The organism is Bacillus sp. ISL-75 (genome assembly GCF_018613095.1).
Genome location: NZ_JAGGQX010000001.1, coordinates 43,254 through 61,275, shown reverse-complemented (window position 1 = coordinate 61,275; position 18,022 = coordinate 43,254). Strand labels below are relative to the sequence as shown.

Sequence of the window (18,022 nt, the reverse complement as noted above, 5' to 3'; positions counted from 1 at the left end):
GTTCCTGTTATGGTAAATTTTTGAATTTGTTCTGAATTGGTGTACGTGGCTTTGGCTCTGGGATTACATCAGGATAGCCTACTCCGAGAACGCCAATAATATCATAGCCATCCGGAACACCAAGAATCCCCCTGTTTTTGGGCGTAATGCCAATGGATGACCAAAAGGTCCCAACTCCTTCTGCCCATGCAGCTAAATTAAAATTTTGGATAAAGCATGCAGTTGCCAGCGCATTTTCCACTGTTTCTATGGATGCCGCCCCGTGCTTGGATAAAATCATCAATACTATTGGTGCGTTTCCAAAATTAGTTTTATGGTTTAGCTTTTCTCTTGTTTCTGCTCCAATAAAGTAAATCTCCCATGGTTCTGTCATGCGGTGATTGGGTGCCATGGCAGCAGCCTCTAGCCATGAGTGAAGTAAATTTTTATCAATTTCATCAGGTTTGAATTTTTTTATGTTGCGCCGAGTTTTAATTAAATCAATAATATTCAATCAATAACTCCCCTTTTATATTCATATCGAAACCCATCGTAATATCTTATGTCTCTCCCTATATTTTGTACGTAAAAGTTTTAATTCGCCAGTTTATAATATCCCCGTTTTAAGCCATAATAGCAAAACCATAGTGATTGGACAAAGAAGAAAATCCCCCAAATCGGAGCCGGAATAAAACCTGTGATCTGCGCAAGATTTGCTGCATCCCCTGCTGATTGGGGTTGAAATATACTGATAAATAATCCTCTTTTATATAAATTTAGTAACTAACAACATTTTAACATTTTTTGTTATTAATATTGCAAATTTCAACTTAGCGTATAAAATCTGCATGATTAGACAAAGAAACAACTTATGTGTTACCATTAAGTTGTTGCATTGACGCAAGACAACTTAATTATTGGGGGGAATGGAATTGATAGAATTTAAAAACATTGTTAAGAAGTATCGAACAAAAACAATTATTAATCCTTTTTCATTGGATATTGAGGCTGGACAGTTAGTTGTTTTTATTGGACCGAGTGGCTGTGGGAAAACCACCTTACTGAAAATGATTAATAAATTGATTCAGCCAACTTCTGGAAAAATTTATGTAAATGGGACGGATATCTCAACCATAAATCCGATTGAGCTCCGCAGAAACATTGGCTATGTCATTCAAAATACTGGTTTATTTCCACATATGTCCATTAAAGAAAATTTAGAATTGATTCCAAAGCTAAAGGGTGAAGATCCCGCTTCGATTACCCAAAAAACAGGTGAATTGCTAGAGTTGGTCGGCTTAGATCCTAAGGAGTTCTTACATCGTTTTCCGAAGGAATTGAGCGGGGGACAACAGCAAAGAATTGGCGTGGCAAGAGCCTTCTCAACCAACTCCGATATCATTTTAATGGATGAACCATTTAGCGCCTTAGATCCAGTCACAAGAAGCTCCCTTCAAGATGAACTCTTCCAAATGCAAAAGGAATTAAACAAGACGATTATTTTCGTCACCCACGATATGGACGAAGCTATTAAAATAGCAGATAAGATTTGCATTCTAAAAGACGGTGATATTCTCCAATATGATACGCCTGAAAACATTCTTAAAAATCCTGCTAATGACTTTGTTGAAGAATTTATTGGAAAAAGAAGAGTTTGGAATAATCCTGAATTATTAATGGCCGAGGATATTATGATACCTAATCCAGTAAAAATTACCGCAAGGCGGACCGTACTTCAGGCCATTGAGATTATGAAGGACCATAAGGTAGACAGCCTTATAGTTACTGACAAACAAAATGTCCTTAAGGGTTTAGTGACATTAAAAAGCATCCAGTTGTTAAATCGAACGACGTCGATTGAAATGATTATGGAACAAAATGTCCTATCCGTTTCACAGGATGCCAATTTAATTTCTGTTTTAGCTACAATGAATGAACATAAAATCGGTTATGTACCTGTTGTGAATGGTCATAACCAATTAATTGGTCTCATTACGAGAAGCAGTATTCTATCTGCATTAAGCAGCCAACTAATTGATTTGGAGGTGGCCTTTTAATGAGTGGATTTTGGAACTATTTAACCACAAACTATGAGCAGGTTTTAAGTTTACTTGGCCAGCATCTTTATTTAAGTGTGATTTCTGTCCTAATAGCGATTATTATTGGGATCCCGCTCGGTATCTTAATTTCAAGGGAACCAAAGCTCGCAAAACCTATTATTGGAACTACGAATGTGATTCAAGCTGTACCGAGTTTGGCATTACTTGGATTTCTCATCCCATTCGTTGGAATCGGCAGTACCCCAGCGATTATCATGGTCGTTCTATATTCGCTGCTTCCCATCGTTAAAAACACTTATACTGGATTAACGAATATTGATGGAGACATTCTGGAAGCCGCCAGAGGTATCGGTCTGACCAAGAGTCAAACGATGAGAAAGGTTCAGTTACCACTAGCCTTCCCGATGATTATGGCGGGTATCAGAATTTCAGCGGTTACCGCTGTTGGATTAATGACCATTGCTGCCTTCATCGGCGCTGGAGGTCTAGGGTATCTAGTTTTCTCAGGTGTGCAAACAGTCGATAATTATATGATTTTGGCCGGGGCTATTCCTGCCTGTATTCTAGCGCTTGTCATTGATTTTATTGTGGGGAAACTCGAATCATCCCTCTCCTATACAAGCAAACAAACATCAGCAAAAAAGACTGGTAAAACCACTAAAAAAATAATGATTAGTTTGGCTTGTATTTTGTTAATCATTGCCGGGACTTTTACTGCTTATTCAAAGGTAAACGCAAAGGATAAAATTGTAATAGGTTCAAAAAATTTCAGCGAACAAATGATATTAGGTAATATGCTCGCTGATTTAATAGAAAATAAGACTGATATTCAAGTAGAAAGAAAACTAAATCTTGGTGGTAGTCAGGTTGCCTTCAGTGCCCTTAAAAATGGGGACATTGATATGTATGTTGAATATACGGGGACAGGATTAATTAATATCTTAAAGAAGAAGCCACAGAGTGATCCGGACATCGTCTACGATATTGTCCAGAAGGAATTCAAGCAAAAATATGGTTTTGAATTGTTAAAACCGCTTGGATTTAATAACACCTATGCCTTAGCAATTCGTCAAGACACCGCAAAAGAATATGGTTTAAAGACGATCTCTGATTTAGCAAAGGTAAGCTCGGAATTAACCATGGGTCCGACGATCGAATTTCCAAATCGCGAGGACGGATTAATCGGACTTTCCAAAAAGTATAATTTGAAATTTAAAGACGTAAAAGCCATTGATGGCGGGTTACGCTATACTGCATTAAACAACCATAAAAGTGATGTGATCGATGCCTTTTCGACGGACGGGTTACTTGAAGAGTTTAAATTGAAGGTACTTGAGGATGATAAAAACTTCTTCCCTCCTTACTATGCCGTACCAATGTTAAAAGAAGAAACATTAAAGGAACATCCAGAATTAAGACAAGTTATTAATTCTTTATCTGGTAAGTTGACGGATGAAAAAATGCGTGAACTCAACTATAAGGTCGACAGTCTCAAACAGTCACCTGCCAAAGTCGCAAAAGAATTTTTGGAAACAGAAGGATTATTGGAATAATAGTGGAAAAGGAAAAAGCCGGACCTCAACATCCGGTTTTTTCGCATATTCCAAGCCGTTTTTACTCTTCCATAAAGTGAATCACCCTGTCATGAGTTTCTTCAGCACCTATGATTAGCAGGACATCCCCTTCAAGAATTAATGCATACGGTCCCGGAGAGATAATTAATTCACCGTTCCGTTTCATACCAATAACAGTTCCCCCGGTATTTTGCCAAAACTTGACTTCCGAAATGGTTTTTCCAATGTGAATACAATCCGGATATACTTCTACCTCAATTGGAGCCAATGGGTTCGTGTGACGAAGCTTTCCAGAGTAGTCCATGATTTTTCTTAGTGTGTCAAACAGCTGCTCATCGAGCTTGTCCCTTTCGGAAATAAGTGAGTTCATTTGCTTCTCAAGATCTTTTATACTCGCGAGATTCGAAAAACGTTGAATATATTTATAAGCATTTTCTCGAGAAGATATGACGATTCCACTACCTTTAGTGGAATGGACGATCTCAACATCCTCAAGAATCTTAATGGCTCTCCTTACAGTTTCAGGGGAAACCTTGTATTCACTTGCTAATGTCGATCTGCCATGAATCTTCTCTCCTACCTTAAATTTCTCATCGTATATTCTATTTGCTAAATCAATCGCAATTCGCTCGTAAGTCGGTATTTGTGCCTTTAACATAACTTCCTCCACCATTTCTTAATCTTGGCCAGTCCCTGCTTCACTGTATAGGGTTACTTATCAAATATACTCTTTTGGATGTATCTATGCGAGAACAAATATTTCAGTTTCACTCAGTTTTACATTCCATGATTTCATTTGTATTTATTGGACATAATTGTAAGGAAACTTGTTTAATGGGGTGAAGTATTTGAAACGGAAAGTAATTATCCTTTTAAGTGTTGTTTTTATTCTATTTATGTCTTCCTTATTTGTTTATTACCTTATTAAAGGGGATTCCTCAAGATGGCAAGTAGCCCTTGGCGGCATTCTTGTGAGTGGATTGCCCCTCCTACTAATATTTAAGAAAAAGAATCCTTTTAACCTCCCGATAATAATCGGTTATTATATGTTAATTTTCTGTACATTATTTTTAGGATCGATCGTGAGTTTTTACCTTCATTATAAATGGTGGGACTCTACCATTCATATATTTAAGGGTATGTATGTAGCTATTGTTGGTATAACTTTATTTAAATTATTCATCCCGAAAGATGTGCGGAATGATGCTTCAAGATGGATTTTATTTCTTTTTGTTCTTTCACTCTCAGTCCTAGCAAGTGCACTTTGGGAGATCTATGAGTTTGTGGGTGATCAAACGTTAACTCACACCATGCAAAGAGGCGGAAATAAAGATACAATGTATGACTTACTCTGTGGGTTTACGGGGGGACTCCTAGTCTCCTTTTACGCCTTTGTGCGAAAGCCTAAAGTATGAAAGGAGGAAATTTATGAATCGAAAGCTTGTCATCATTTTCAGTTTAATCTATGTCATTTTTATGGCAGCATTAGCCGTCTACTACTTTTCAAACGATGTAACCTTTAAAGGAACAGTTGCCATTGGAGGAATTGTTTGCGGAGCAGTCCCTTTATTATTGGCCTTATTTACTAAGCTCCAATTCAATTTGCCCATTGTCATTTCTTATTTAATTTTCTTAGTCGGTTCACAATATCTCGGTTCCATATTAGGCTGGTATGGACTCGGTTGGTGGGACACCTTTATGCATGTGGTCAGTGGGGCCATCCTTGCTTTTTCTGGAATTGCTTTATATGAAAGATTGGTCCATCGAAATGCGGGAAATAAGATATCACCGTGGTTTGTATTTTTATTTACGTTATCCTTTGCAGCACTCGGCGGGGTATTATGGGAAATTTATGAATTTAGCTCAGACCAATTCTTCGATATGACCTTACAAGGCGGCGGAAATAAGGATACGATGACAGATTTAATTGCTGATACGATTGGCGGACTTGTTATCGCTGTGTGGGCAGGTTTACGAACGAAGATTAAGTTAAAACAGTTATAAATAAGGCTCGCTAATTGGCGAGCCCTTTTATCGGCATTGTTCATTATCCTGACTTATCTTACCTTTTCGACTATTACAGGTACTCCATTAAGCACTGCGTTTCCGGATATAGGATCAATCACTTGTTCATCCGTCAACAGGTTGACATTAACACCCGCATACTGGCTGGCTACCCCTAGACGAGTTCCAATAAGATTATGTCCCCAGCCATGTGGCAGACTAACTGTTCCCGGTATGATATCATCCGTGATTACTACTGGAACTTCAATCTTTCCTGTTCGAGATTTCACCCGCGCATTATCTCCCCGTAAAATGCCCATTCATTCAGCATCTCTGGAATGAATCATGAGCGAACATCTGTCTTCTCCTTTTACAAGTACCGGGAGATTGTGTAGCCAGGAATTATTGCTTCGTAGGTCTCTTCTCCCAACCAAAAGTATCGTATCGGATTTCGAATCAAGCGTTTGACGAAGACGATCTACATCTTTTATTAAAATTGGTGCTGCCAATTCAATTTTTCCTGAAGCTGTTTGCAATATCTCGTGAATTCTCGATTGAAGAGCTCCAACGTCCATCCCATGTGGATGATTCTCTAAGACAGTTAAGCTAAGTCCTTCCGGATTTCTTCCAAAGTGTTCTCCGTAAGGCCCGACACGAAGGTAAAAATCGAGAAAACGCTCCGGCCCATTTCTATCCTTTAGCATAGTTAAAATTTCCATGATATTCTGCTCATAAATAGGAGAATTGGGGTTCTTTATTTCATGTTTGATTCCAAATAATGAGTCCCCTATCATTAATTTATTTTTGTCAAAATTAAAGGATATTTCAATAACAATAACAATATAATATAAAACAATACGAATTTATTGATAAACAATAAATAATATGCTAAAATCATGTTGTCATTAAATAAGTGAGGTGTTTTAAATGAATGTTAAACGAGGCTCAACCACTTTCTTAAAGGTAATTATTTTTCTGGCTGGAATTGCAGTGCTTGCTTTATGTATATTTTTAGTACCCCCTATGGCGAATTTCGCAGCAAAAATGTATCCAAATATTACACTAATGAAATATCTCGTTTTCATCGTGATGTATGGAGCGGCTGTGCCTTTTTACTTTGCTCTCTATCAGGCTTTCACTCTTTTACGGTATATTGACGAGAACACAGCGTTCTCGGAATTATCTGTAAAGGCGTTAAAGAACATAAAGTGCTGTGCGATTGCAATCAGTGGTTTGTATGTATTAGGTTTGCCACTCTTTCGTTTTATAGCGAAGAAAGTTGACCCTCCTATTGGATTAATAGGACTCATCATCATTTTTGCTTCGTTGGTTATCGCCGTTTTTGCTGCTATCCTCCAACGGCTTCTACAAGAAGCGATTAACATAAAATCAGAAAATGATTTGACGGTCTGAGGTGGAGGATATGGCAATTATTATTAATATTGATGTGATATTAGCAAAACGAAAAATGAGCGTAACGGAGCTTTCGGAGAGGGTTGGAATTACTATGGCGAATCTTTCCATTCTGAAAAATGGGAAAGCAAAAGCGGTTCGTTTTTCAACATTAGAAGGGATATGTAAGACTTTGGATTGTCAGCCAGGTGATATTTTGGTGTACAAAAGCGACGAAGACACTCAATAAAAACAGACAACAAATTTATTTAACGGGAGTCGTTAGAGAATTTAAGGGATAGCCATTAAGCTATCCCTTCTTTGCGTTTATTGATGTTATTTACTCAGAGAATTCCATTGAGAATTGCATTGATATTAGTGACAAAAAATATGATGTGATTTGTAATGTTTGCACCTCAAAAGGGATGCTTTTTCGTTCAAATTTCTCTTCTTTGCATCGTAGTATATATTAAATAAGACCTTTTCATCTATACCAGCGGAACTATCAAATTACTGCTTTATTTCAAAAGAATGATGAGTGTAAATTAAACTGTTACAGCCACAAAAAATTCCTCATAAAGAGCTTGAACTGCTCTTTTTTCATCTACTACTTTAACCCCAAACATCATGCTCACCTCGGATGAGCCCTGGTTAATCATCTCGATATTAATACGAGCTTTCGCCAATGCTTTGGAGGCTCTTGCCATTGTTCCTACATTATGGCGCATGCCCTCTCCGACAACCATAATGAGAGCTAGGCTATGTTCAAATTTTACTTGATCGGCATGTAATTCAGTTTCAATCCGTTCTTTAATCGCCTTTTCCGTTTCTGCATCCATTTGATTTTCACGGAGGATAACAGAAACATCATCAATTCCAGAAGGCGTATGTTCATAGGATAGTCCGAAGTCCTCTAAGATACTTAAAAGCTTGCGGCCAAAACCTATCTCTCTATTCATTAAGTATTTGCTTACATATATACTACAAAAACCTTGATCACTTGCAATTCCAATAACAGGCCCATTCGTATTGTCTCGCTCATAAACAATCCTCGTTCCTGGTGCACTTGGATTGTTTGTATTTTTGATTTGAACAGGTATTCCCGCTCTGAATGCTGGAACAAGTGCTTCATCATGTAACACGGTAAATCCTGCATATGAAAGCTCGCGCATTTCCCGGTAGGTTAATTCCTTTATTTCCTTCGGCTCCTTTACAATAGAAGGGTTCACGGAATAAACAGCATCTACATCCGTAAAGTTCTCATATAAGTCTGCTTTCAGAGCATTTGCAAGGATTGAACCAGTAATATCGGACCCACTTCGCGAAAAGGTAAAAACCTCTCCTTGTTTGCTATATCCAAAGAATCCTGGGAAAATTAAGATCCCAGAACGCTCGTGCAGCGAATATAACTGACTATAGGCTTCTGGTAGTGCTTGAGCATTGCCAGGCTCATCACTGACGAGGAGACCGGCTTCTTTAGGGTCGACATAATAGGCCTCAAGCCCCTGCTCCTGGAAATAAGCCGCTACCAATTTGGCGTGATTATCCTCACCGCTTGCTTTTAATAAATCCAGAAAACGATCCGGTTTTGTTTTGTCGCTACTCAACCTCTTTGTTAAATCGTCATGAATTTCGTTAATAATTTCTAAAGGTAGGGATAATTCTTCGGCGATAGTGGAATATCTATCGATGACTGCATCAAATTTTTCCCTTGGATTTTTATTTTGCAAACATAACTCTCCACATTCAATTAATAAATCAGTTACCTTGTTATCTTCCGAAAACCTTTTTCCTGGCGCAGATACTACAACTACCTTCCGCTCGGAATCTGAAACAACTATCTTAAATACCTTCTCAATTTGTTTTCCGGATGCTAACGAGGACCCGCCAAACTTTACGACCTTCATCCCTACATCTCCCTAATATCTAAAAATATAATTTTAATTTTAACGATATTCAGAAAATAATCAAGTTATTTCTTTTATGCAAAGACATTTGTACACCACCAGTGGACAGCGAGATAAAAAAACAGTAGATTTCCTCTCGAAATCCACTGTTTTAGATGTTCGTTTACAAATGTTTTGTTTTTTCTACCCAATCGATAAAGTTATTCATCACAGTATCTAGGAATCCAAGTGTAGGTTCATGTGTTAATTTCCCGGCTTCATCCACTTTTTCATGGACAGCATTGATAAATACTTCATTTCCAGGAAGCGTTAATGCTCCCATAGCAGCTAATATTTGTCTAAGATTAACCTGTGCTCTCACCGTTCCAAGAACACCTGGTGTGGCGCCAACAATCATTACTGGTTTTTTCATCATTACTTTATCCACTCGCGAAAACCAATCAAGTGCATTTTTCAAAAATGCAGGAATGGCATGATTATATTCTGGAGTGGCAATTAATACACCATCACTTGCTGCCACTATTTTTTTGATTTGAATCACAACTTCTGCTGGTGTTAACTCATCATCCTGGTTGTACATTGGAAGGTCTTCGATCGGTAATATCTCAATGTCAACCTTTTCAAGATAACGTTCCTTCAGTAATTCTACCAGCTTTTTATTAATTGATTGCTTTCTATTACTGCCAACGATTGCTACGATTTTCATAAAAATAAACTCCTTATCCTTGAATTTCAAGCTGCAATATAACTATAATCATTGTTTCTTAAAATAACCAAGGATATGCTCTTATAGACACTAACGAATAAGTTCAATAAAATGGGAAAGAATCTTAGCGGTTAATCCCCAAATTACTTTTCCTTGATACCGGTAGAAGTATTCCTCGACCCCTCGAGTCCGCCAATTATAATTCTCCCCGCCGACAATTAGGTCAAAGGGAAAATTCTCTTCAGGTTCTGCCCTAAATTCAATATGATATATCTCTGGCTCATTATTTATAAAAAAAGATAGTGGTACAGTAAAAATCTCCCCGACTTCTGATGGATTTGGAACGATCCTATCCGGATGTTTAATGTATCCAACAAAAGGATAGATAATCATTCCAAATGGTGAAATCATATAATCTAGTGGGTTAATGTCTGCAATTTGCTCTTTGTTAATTCCTAATTCCTCAACCGTTTCTCGGATAGCTGCATCTTTTTCATCGATATCCTGTGCGTCAATTCTCCCCCCTGGAAAACATATTTCTCCAGGCTGCCTCCTTAGTTCTAGGGAACGAACCTCAAACAACACGTGAATCCCATCCTCTTTTTCAATGAGTGGTACCATGACAGCATATTTTGAAAATTTCTCACTTCCAAGAATTTTAGGAGTATGGCTTTTTAATTTAGTTACTATTGATTCCAGTTCCATGATTTCACCTCTATTCATTTACAGTTTTTTCTTATTACTACCATACCACTTTTTACCTTAGATTGAAAAAACAATCCAACTAGTAATACGTTGGATTGTTCTGGAAAAATCATTAATCCTTCTTTTCATACCAAGAATACATATAGTTGGCATCTTCTATTTTTTGTGCGGTTTTTACGATTTTTAGAGGATGAAAGGTGTCGATCATAACGGCCAGTTCAAGAGTTTCCTTTTTTCCAATACTCGCTTCCGTTTTCCCAGGATGAGGTCCATGTGGGATCCCGCCTGGATGAAGCGTGATAGAGCCCTCCTGTACTCCTTTACGACTCATAAAATTTCCTTCCACATAATAAAGGAGTTCGTCACTGTTAACGTTACTATGATAATAGGGAGCAGGAATCGATTCTGGATGATAATCATACAGCCTTGGGACGAATGAGCAAACGACAAAATTATTACCTTCAAAGGTTTGATGGACTGGAGGCGGCTGATGAACTCTTCCTGTGATTGGTTCAAAATCCTCGATGTTAAAGGCCCATGGATATAAATACCCATCCCAGCCAACCACATCAAGTGGATGATGTCCAATGGTATGTGAGGATAACTTCCCTCTTGATTTCGTTAAAACCTCAAATTCACCCTTTTCATCAAATGTCGTCAATTCTTCCGGTCCACGAAGGTCTCTTTCACAAAATGGGCTATGCTCTAAAAGTTGACCATATTCATTTCGGTACCGTCTAGGAGTTGTTATTTGGCTGAAGGATTCAACAAAAAGCATTTTTGTCTCCTCATTTATATTCGGTATGACACGGTATATGGTACCAATCGGAATAATCACATAATCGCCCGGCCGATATGACAGAGTCCCGAACATCGTTTCTAATTTTCCTGAGCCGTAGTGGATAAAAAGCATTTCATCTCCATCACCATTCCGATAAAAACTTGGCATCGGCATTGTCACATTGGCTGTTCCAATTAATAAATCCTGATTACCCAAAATATATTCCCGCGCTTTCAGGGCATCTACTTTGGTTGGTACTTTACTTGTAAAAAAATGACGATGTTTGAGCTCTTGCTGGTCTTCATATACGGGCAAGTAATTTCCTACCACTTCTGCCTTCACCACTTCTGTCGGCATATATTGATGATACAAAATAGATTGGGTTCCAGAGAATCCACGAGTCCCCATTACCTGCTCTCTGTAAAGACTCCCATCTTCCTTTTTAAACATCGTATGCCGTTTATGCGGAATCTTACCCATTTGACGGTAATACATCTTCTCACCTCTCTTCAGCGATTATCTCATTCTGTAACACTCCAAGATAATCAATCTCTAGTTCGACTTGATCACCTGGCATTAGCCAGCGATGAACCTTCTCTCCAAGCTCAAGAATACATCCAGATCCAACTGTACCTGAACCAATCATCTCTCCAGGGTATAAAGTCACGCCAGCAGAAGCCCTCTCAATCATCTCAGCAAATGAATAATATAAGTCTTTCATATTCCCCTTGGAAAGGAGAGCCCCATTGACACGGGCTTTCATCGAAAGATTGAAGCCCTTCCCTAATTTAAATGGTTCTAACTCGTCTTTTGTGACAATCCACGGTCCAATCGATGTCGAGAAATCCTTCCCTTTTGCGGGCCCCAGTCCAACCTTCATTTCCTTCCTTTGTAGGTCTCTTGCGCTCCAATCATTTAAAATACAATAGCCAAAAATATACTCATCTGCCTCATCTGCGGAAATATTTCTGCCTTCTTTGCCAATAATGCATGCGATTTCCAGCTCATAATCAAGCCAGTTACAATTTACGGGCTTGATTATTTCCTCTCCTGTTCCCTTAATTGCAAGATGATTGGAAAAGTAAAAGACAGGGATATCGTACCATTCTGGAATCATCTCGAGGCCCCTATTCTCCCTCGCTGTTTTCACATGCTGCTCAAATGCATAAAAATCACGAAAACTCCTAGGAATAGGTAGTGGTGCCTTTAAACAAAGTTGACTCAATGGATAAACGCCTTTTTGTCCCTTTGTAAATGGGATTAAACTAGCCACTGTTTCCAGATGGGCGTCACTATTTTCAAGAAAAGCTAATAGATTACTTGGCAGCACCCCGCCTGATGCCTCATACATATCAACGGCATAGTGTTGGTCAAGTAACCAGCCTGCTCGGATTGTCCCATCCTTTTTTTCAAAAGTTACAAATTTCACGACACTCACCTTTTCTACTTTTTTCGATCCATTTCAAACATTTTAGCTAACGGGTCAGTAAAGATGTTCCCAGCCATCCGTCCAATTGGGTTCAGCTTGGCCGTATCAATTCTCCCTTTATCAAATAGTTCATCGGTCACATGGACATGAACTACTTTTCCTATTACAAGGCTCCCTGCACCGGGCTTATTACCAAAATGTAATACCTGATCTAATTCACATTCTAAATGAACGAGTGATTCCTTGATACGCGGTACACCCACCTTTAAACTTGGTTCCTTCGTTAAACCCACTTCTGCTATTTCGTCGATATCCGGGTTGAATTCGATCGCACAGTCATTCATTTGCTCAGCCATGCTATTACTTACAATATTAATGACAAATTGACCTGTGCTTTCAATATTTACAAGTGTATCTTTCTTAGCCCCATCCGTTCCTCTTCTCATCGGTGAAAAACAGATAAGCATGGGCTCCGCACAAATCGCAGTAAAAAAACTAAATGGTGCTGCATTAGCTACCCCATTTCCATCTATGGTCGAAACAAAAGCAATTGGACGGGGAAGGATCGAACCAACTAATAGTTTATATGCCTCTCTCCATTCCAGTGTTTTCGGCGAGATCTCCATAACATATTCACCCCTACAGGTTAACTTTTAAAAAAAGGGAGTAATATCTCTCCCTTTTCCTACTCCGCTCTATACTTTTGTCCTTTAAACCCTTGCTCTTTATATTAGAGATTTCCTCGTCTTTCCTGCTCCCGTTCAATTGACTCAAATAAAGCTTTAAAGTTTCCTTCACCAAAACCACGTGCCCCTTTTCGTTGAATAATTTCAACAAATAATGTCGGACGGTCTACGATTGGTTTTGTAAAAATTTGCAGTAAATACCCCTCATCATCACGGTCTACTAAAATATTTAGTTCGCGAAGCTTTTCAATTTCTTCATCAATTTTACCGATGCGTTCACCTAAGGATTCATAATATGCTGGTGGAGTATTTAGGAATTCTACCCCATTCTCCTTTAAAATAGCGACAGTTGATACAATATCTTCCGTTAATATCGCCAAATGCTGGACACCCGGACCATTGTAGAATTCTAGATATTCCTGTATTTGTGATTTGCGTTTTCCGACTGCCGGTTCATTGATTGGGAATTTAATCCGCCCTCCGTTATGCATGACCTTTGACATTAGAGCTGAGTATTCCGTCGTGATGTCCTTGTCAGAGAAATGTTTCATTTCCTTAAAGCCCATTACCTTAGCGTAATATTCGACCCACTCCTCCATCCTCTCCACGTTACCCACTACATGATCGATCCCAATTAACCCGGCATCTTTAATCGGAAGTGGCGCCGAGTATGCGACATACCCGGGTAAAAATGCCCCTTGATAATTTTTCCGTTCAATTAACGTATGGATGGTATCCCCATATGTACCAAGAACGGCTTTTTTAATCACACCTGTTTCATCCTTGATTTCAGATGGGGCAGCAATCACAATGGCTCCTCTTTTCACTGCCTCTTCAAAAGCTTTCTCGACATTATCGACTAACAGGGCTATGTCCTTCACACCGTCACCGTGTTTTTTAACAAATTGGGAAACTTCACTGTCTTCGGTATAGGAGCCTGTTAGGACGAGGCGAATATTCCGTTGCTTTAAACAATAGGAAGCGGTTTCACGATTACCAGTTTCAAGACCAGCGTAAGCTACTGGTTGAAATCCAAAGGCAGTGCAAAAAAAGTGACATGCTTGCTTGGCATTCCCTGTGTAAATTTCAATATAATCAACATCTCGAACGGGGAAAAAATCATCAACTAATTGGTCTGCCCTTACTCTATTTTCTTTCATTTAGAAACCCCCATTAGTTTAAGAGTAATAATATTCTGAATTAATTCTAAATGAAAGAATCTTGTCCTTTCAAGGATGGGAAGTAAAGCAATAACGCATTTTTGTACTAAAGTAATTTAGATATCTTCGAATTATTTCCCAAAATACAAAAAGAAACTTACCCAAAACAGGCAGTTTCTCCTTTAATGATATTGGAAATACTTTTTATAAAAGCAAATCTAAAATAGACACTCAAAAAAAATTTTTTCCTATTAGGAAAGAATGGCACGATCACTTGACATTTGTACCCCACGTATCCTTTTAAACTCCATCAGTAAACCTTCAATTGTTAATTGTTTCTTATTTTCCTCATTGACCTCTAAAATAATTTGGCCCTTATCCATCATGATTAATCGATTTCCTAAGTCAATGGCTTGCTGCATGTTATGAGTAACCATTAATGTGGTCAGTTTATATTTGTCTACAATTTCTCTCGTTAAGTTCGTAATTAATTCCGCTCTTGATGGATCAAGTGCTGCCGTATGTTCATCAAGAAGGAGGATGGAAGGCTCTGTGAAGGTAGCCATTAACAGGGATAGTGCTTGACGTTCTCCCCCGGATAACAGGCCTACCTTTGCACTTAGGCGGTTCTCGAGGCCCAGATGCAGGGATTCCAATACCTCACGAAAATAATCACGTCGCTTTTTTGTAACTCCTTGTCGAAGTGTTCTCATTTTATTCCGAGAATAAGCCATGGCAAGATTTTCTTCAATCGTCATACTTGGAGCCGTACCGGCCATTGGATCCTGAAAAACACGTCCGATCATTTTTGACCGTTTAAACTCTGACATATTAGTGACATTTTTTCCGCCTATCTGTACTTCCCCTATATCCGGGATTAACACACCTGAAATGATATTCATTAAGGTTGATTTCCCCGCCCCGTTACTGCCAATTACCGTTACGAAATCACCAGGCTGCAGGGTTAGGTTCACATGATCAATGGCGATTTTTTCATCAGGTGTCCCTTCATTAAATATCTTATGAATCTGATTTAATTGTAACATGATTGTCCCCCTTCGCATGGCCAGAAGTCTGAATGATGTTTGATCTTTCAGATCTTCTGCGGGCTTTCCGCTTTCTCTCTTTGGAACTTTCAATAATCTTTGGAGTAGTAAGAGCAAGAATAACAATGAGAGCAGTAATCAGCTTCATATCACCAGGGTCCAAGAAATCTACCCGTAATGCTAAAGTAACAACAATTCGATAAATAATCGATCCTCCAATAACAGCGAGAGTGGTTCTAGCAATCGTTTTTGTACCAAATAAGGCTTCACCAATAATAACGGAGGCTAGACCAATCACAATCATCCCGATCCCCATACCTACATCTGCAAATCCACCTTGCTGGGCGATCAGAGCACCTGAGAAAGCTACAAGAGCATTTGAAAGACCTAAGCCAAGGACAACAAGGAGGTTGGTATTAGCAGAAAGGCTGCGAATCATCCGTTTATTATCTCCCGTAGCCCTGACGGCAAGCCCAATTTCGGTTTTCAAAAACAGATCGGTAAAGAATTTAATCACAAATGTTACGATAATCATAAAAATAAGAATTCCCCATGTTTCCGGCAAGCTGTCGCCGAGACCCACCATGGAGAGTATGTTATCGAAAAATGAATCAATTCCTGTCTTTTCAAAAAATCCACTAATTTTCGTAAAAGCAGTATCTGTATTTAATAATGGGATATTTGAGCGTCCCATGATTCGAAGATTTATTGAATAAAGTGCAATCATCATTAAAATTCCGGAAAGCAAGTTATTAATCTTCCCAAATGTATGGAGAAGACCTGTCATACATCCAGCTGCAAAACCGGCGAATAACGCCATGATTGTTGCTAAAAATGGATCGGTTCCATTCGCAATCATTACAGCTGAAATTGCTGCCCCCGTCACAAAACTCCCATCCACCGTTAAATCTGGAAAATCCAGAATACGAAAGGAAAGATAGACGCCTAGTGCCATAATCGCATAGATAATACCTGCTTCAAATGATCCAAATATGGCTGTAAACATTGAGATCATCCTTTCTTTAAATCATTAAGCCTGCTTCTAAGATGCAATAACCTATTTCAAGCTAATGTTTGGTTCATGGATGGAGCCTTCAAACGAAGGCTCCATTCATGAAAAATATAATTTTATTTACCTTCGAAAAACTCGCCTAAACTTTTCCAAGCATCATTTACTGTTAAGCCTTGAGCTTCAGCAGCCTTCGTATTAATGACAAGCTTTAAGCTGTTTGGAAGTTCTACTGGAATTTCAGATACCTTCTTCTTCCCACTTAAAATATCAGCAGCCATTAAACCAGATTGATAGCCAAGATCGAAATAGCTGAACCCGCTGGCAGCAACTGCTCCTTTTTTCATGGAATCAAGTTCACCAACGAAAAGTGGAATTTTTTTGCTGTTTGCAACGGCAATAACCGTATCAAGAGCAGTAACTACGGTATTGTCAGTTGGAACATAAATCGCATCAACACGGCCAACTAATGATTCAGCTGCCTGCTTCACTTCTGCTGTAGTTGAAACAGATACTTCAACAAGTTTAGCACCCTTCTCTTCAGCAATTTTCTTAACTTCTTTCACCTGAACCACTGAATTTTGTTCACCAGAGTTATAGATGACACCAATATTTTTTGCTTTCACTTCGTCCGTAATAAAGCTTATTGTTTTTTTCGTTGCTTCTGGATGGTTATCGGTTGTACCAGTAATGTTTTTCCCTGGTTTATCAAAAGCCTCTACCAAACCTGCTCCCACAGGATCTGTCACCGATGTAAAGATAATCGGAATATCCTTTGTTGCATTCAATGCTGCCGTTGCACTTGGAGTGGCATTAGCAAAAATTAAATCCACTTTGTCACCGACAAAATTATTGGCAATTGTTTGAGTGTTGTTCATATCTGCCTGAGCATTTTGTTCATCATAGCTTACCTTAATCCCTTTATCCTTTAAGGCTTTTTTAAAGCCTTCTGTAGCAGCGTCTAGAGATGGGTGTGGGGCAAACTGGGTAATTCCTACTTTGAACTCCTTATCCGCTCCTTCTTTTTCAGAACCCCCTGCTTTTTCTTTACTTCCGCAGCCTGCAAGCAACATCATTCCTGCTAAGGCAATCGACAATACTTTAACTTTTTTCTTCATCTAGCTAAATCCCCCTTAAATAATAAAATACTAATTTTCATAAAATTTAATATATTAAAAATTATTCTAGTATTTTTTTGCACGAAAAGCAATAGAAATGCGTAAAATATTTTTTCGCTTTAAAGCAGCATAATTTAATAGGAAATCTTGACATTATTAAAACCTTCATTTTCTTTTTAAACAACAAAAAATGCCTTCTTTTAAATGGAAGGCATTCTAGAAAACTATCTGGATAATATTATTTTTACCAATCACGGGTATTTTCAAGCAAGAGGTCAATTTCAACCTTTTTCATTTTATTGTTGCTTTTCTCAGATGTTAGATTTGACGTTGCTTCTAGTAATTTGTCGATATCAATGATCACGATTCCCATTTCTAACCTCCTGAATGTTAGTCTGTATTCTTTAATATAATATTCGACTAATCCATTGGAATAATGGGGGTACAATTTCAATCAATCTTTATA

Annotated in this window: 21 protein-coding genes; 6 read left to right on the top strand and 15 right to left on the bottom strand. The window is 38.4% G+C overall.

Annotation, left to right across the window (positions count from 1 at the left end):
- Nucleotides 1-7 precede the first annotated feature (7 nt).
- Nucleotides 8-493: a nitroreductase family protein gene (locus tag J7E63_RS00320; RefSeq protein ID WP_215009797.1), complete on the bottom strand. Its 486-nt coding sequence runs from the start codon at nt 491-493 to the stop codon at nt 8-10.
- Nucleotides 494-911: 418 nt separating this feature from the next.
- Here J7E63_RS00320 and J7E63_RS00315 point away from each other — a divergent pair, with 418 nt between their 5' ends.
- On the top strand, nt 912-2,036 hold the full coding sequence (locus J7E63_RS00315; protein ID WP_215009796.1) for an ABC transporter ATP-binding protein: 1,125 nt from the start codon (nt 912-914) through the stop codon (nt 2,034-2,036).
- A complete protein-coding gene (locus J7E63_RS00310; RefSeq protein WP_215009795.1) occupies nt 2,036-3,592 on the top strand; it encodes an ABC transporter permease/substrate-binding protein in 1,557 nt (518 codons plus the stop codon). Before J7E63_RS00315 ends, J7E63_RS00310 begins: the two co-directional genes overlap by 1 nt.
- A gap of 61 nt (nt 3,593-3,653) precedes the next feature.
- Here the strand turns inward: J7E63_RS00310 and J7E63_RS00305 are convergent, their stop codons facing one another.
- Nucleotides 3,654-4,271, bottom strand: coding sequence for a GntR family transcriptional regulator (locus tag J7E63_RS00305; RefSeq protein ID WP_215009794.1), 618 nt, complete (start codon nt 4,269-4,271; stop codon nt 3,654-3,656).
- 190 nt (nt 4,272-4,461) lie between these two features.
- On the opposite strand from J7E63_RS00305, the gene J7E63_RS00300 reads away from it, so the two are divergent.
- Complete coding sequence (locus tag J7E63_RS00300; protein ID WP_215009793.1) at nt 4,462-5,028, top strand: DUF2238 domain-containing protein; 567 nt, start codon at nt 4,462-4,464, stop codon at nt 5,026-5,028.
- A 13-nt stretch (nt 5,029-5,041) separates the two neighbouring features.
- Entirely contained in the window at nt 5,042-5,617 is a 576-nt protein-coding gene (locus J7E63_RS00295; RefSeq protein ID WP_215009792.1) for a DUF2238 domain-containing protein, read from the top strand.
- Between the two features lie 53 nt (nt 5,618-5,670).
- Here the strand turns inward: J7E63_RS00295 and J7E63_RS00290 are convergent, their stop codons facing one another.
- Nucleotides 5,671-5,937 carry a molybdopterin dinucleotide binding domain-containing protein gene (locus J7E63_RS00290; protein ID WP_251033284.1) on the bottom strand — a complete coding sequence of 89 codons (267 nt, stop codon included), beginning with the start codon at nt 5,935-5,937 and terminating at the stop codon, nt 5,671-5,673.
- Nucleotides 5,938-6,336, bottom strand: coding sequence for a hypothetical protein (locus tag J7E63_RS00285; RefSeq protein ID WP_215009790.1), 399 nt, complete (start codon nt 6,334-6,336; stop codon nt 5,938-5,940). It lies immediately after the preceding gene.
- A 208-nt stretch (nt 6,337-6,544) separates the two neighbouring features.
- Between J7E63_RS00285 and J7E63_RS00280 the strand changes: the two genes are divergently transcribed.
- On the top strand, nt 6,545-7,030 hold the full coding sequence (locus J7E63_RS00280; RefSeq protein ID WP_215009789.1) for a DUF2975 domain-containing protein: 486 nt from the start codon (nt 6,545-6,547) through the stop codon (nt 7,028-7,030).
- Nucleotides 7,031-7,040: 10 nt separating this feature from the next.
- Nucleotides 7,041-7,259, top strand: coding sequence for a helix-turn-helix domain-containing protein (locus tag J7E63_RS00275; RefSeq protein ID WP_215009788.1), 219 nt, complete (start codon nt 7,041-7,043; stop codon nt 7,257-7,259).
- A gap of 295 nt (nt 7,260-7,554) precedes the next feature.
- Here J7E63_RS00275 and J7E63_RS00270 read toward each other — a convergent pair whose 3' ends face one another.
- From J7E63_RS00270 to J7E63_RS30035, 11 genes are all read right to left on the bottom strand, one after another.
- Nucleotides 7,555-8,916 (bottom strand): aspartate kinase, encoded by a 1,362-nt coding sequence (locus J7E63_RS00270; protein WP_215009787.1) that lies wholly within the window; start codon nt 8,914-8,916, stop codon nt 7,555-7,557.
- A gap of 163 nt (nt 8,917-9,079) precedes the next feature.
- Nucleotides 9,080-9,622: an NADPH-dependent FMN reductase gene (locus J7E63_RS00265; protein WP_215009786.1), complete on the bottom strand. Its 543-nt coding sequence runs from the start codon at nt 9,620-9,622 to the stop codon at nt 9,080-9,082.
- A 90-nt stretch (nt 9,623-9,712) separates the two neighbouring features.
- Nucleotides 9,713-10,327 carry an NUDIX hydrolase gene (locus tag J7E63_RS00260; RefSeq protein ID WP_215009785.1) on the bottom strand — a complete coding sequence of 205 codons (615 nt, stop codon included), beginning with the start codon at nt 10,325-10,327 and terminating at the stop codon, nt 9,713-9,715.
- 112 nt (nt 10,328-10,439) lie between these two features.
- Nucleotides 10,440-11,603, bottom strand: coding sequence for a homogentisate 1,2-dioxygenase (locus J7E63_RS00255; RefSeq protein WP_215009784.1), 1,164 nt, complete (start codon nt 11,601-11,603; stop codon nt 10,440-10,442).
- A 4-nt stretch (nt 11,604-11,607) separates the two neighbouring features.
- The gene (locus J7E63_RS00250; protein ID WP_308161857.1) at nt 11,608-12,537 is read right to left on the bottom strand and encodes a fumarylacetoacetate hydrolase family protein; all 930 of its coding nucleotides are present in this window, start codon (nt 12,535-12,537) and stop codon (nt 11,608-11,610) included.
- Nucleotides 12,538-12,551: 14 nt separating this feature from the next.
- The gene (locus J7E63_RS00245) at nt 12,552-13,163 is read right to left on the bottom strand and encodes a flavin reductase family protein (protein ID WP_215009783.1); all 612 of its coding nucleotides are present in this window, start codon (nt 13,161-13,163) and stop codon (nt 12,552-12,554) included.
- Nucleotides 13,164-13,267: 104 nt separating this feature from the next.
- Nucleotides 13,268-14,383, bottom strand: a complete 1,116-nt coding sequence (gene hppD, locus J7E63_RS00240; RefSeq protein ID WP_215009782.1) for a 4-hydroxyphenylpyruvate dioxygenase — start codon at nt 14,381-14,383, stop codon at nt 13,268-13,270.
- A 251-nt stretch (nt 14,384-14,634) separates the two neighbouring features.
- Nucleotides 14,635-15,429: an ABC transporter ATP-binding protein gene (locus tag J7E63_RS00235; protein WP_214998386.1), complete on the bottom strand. Its 795-nt coding sequence runs from the start codon at nt 15,427-15,429 to the stop codon at nt 14,635-14,637.
- Nucleotides 15,404-16,435: an ABC transporter permease gene (locus J7E63_RS00230; protein WP_215009781.1), complete on the bottom strand. Its 1,032-nt coding sequence runs from the start codon at nt 16,433-16,435 to the stop codon at nt 15,404-15,406. The genes J7E63_RS00235 and J7E63_RS00230 overlap by 26 nt, the downstream gene beginning before the upstream one ends.
- A 122-nt stretch (nt 16,436-16,557) precedes the next feature.
- On the bottom strand, nt 16,558-17,556 hold the full coding sequence (locus J7E63_RS00225; protein WP_215009780.1) for an ABC transporter substrate-binding protein: 999 nt from the start codon (nt 17,554-17,556) through the stop codon (nt 16,558-16,560).
- 244 nt (nt 17,557-17,800) lie between these two features.
- Entirely contained in the window at nt 17,801-17,929 is a 129-nt protein-coding gene (locus J7E63_RS30035; RefSeq protein WP_285289902.1) for a hypothetical protein, read from the bottom strand.
- Between the last annotated feature and the right edge of the window lie 93 nt (nt 17,930-18,022).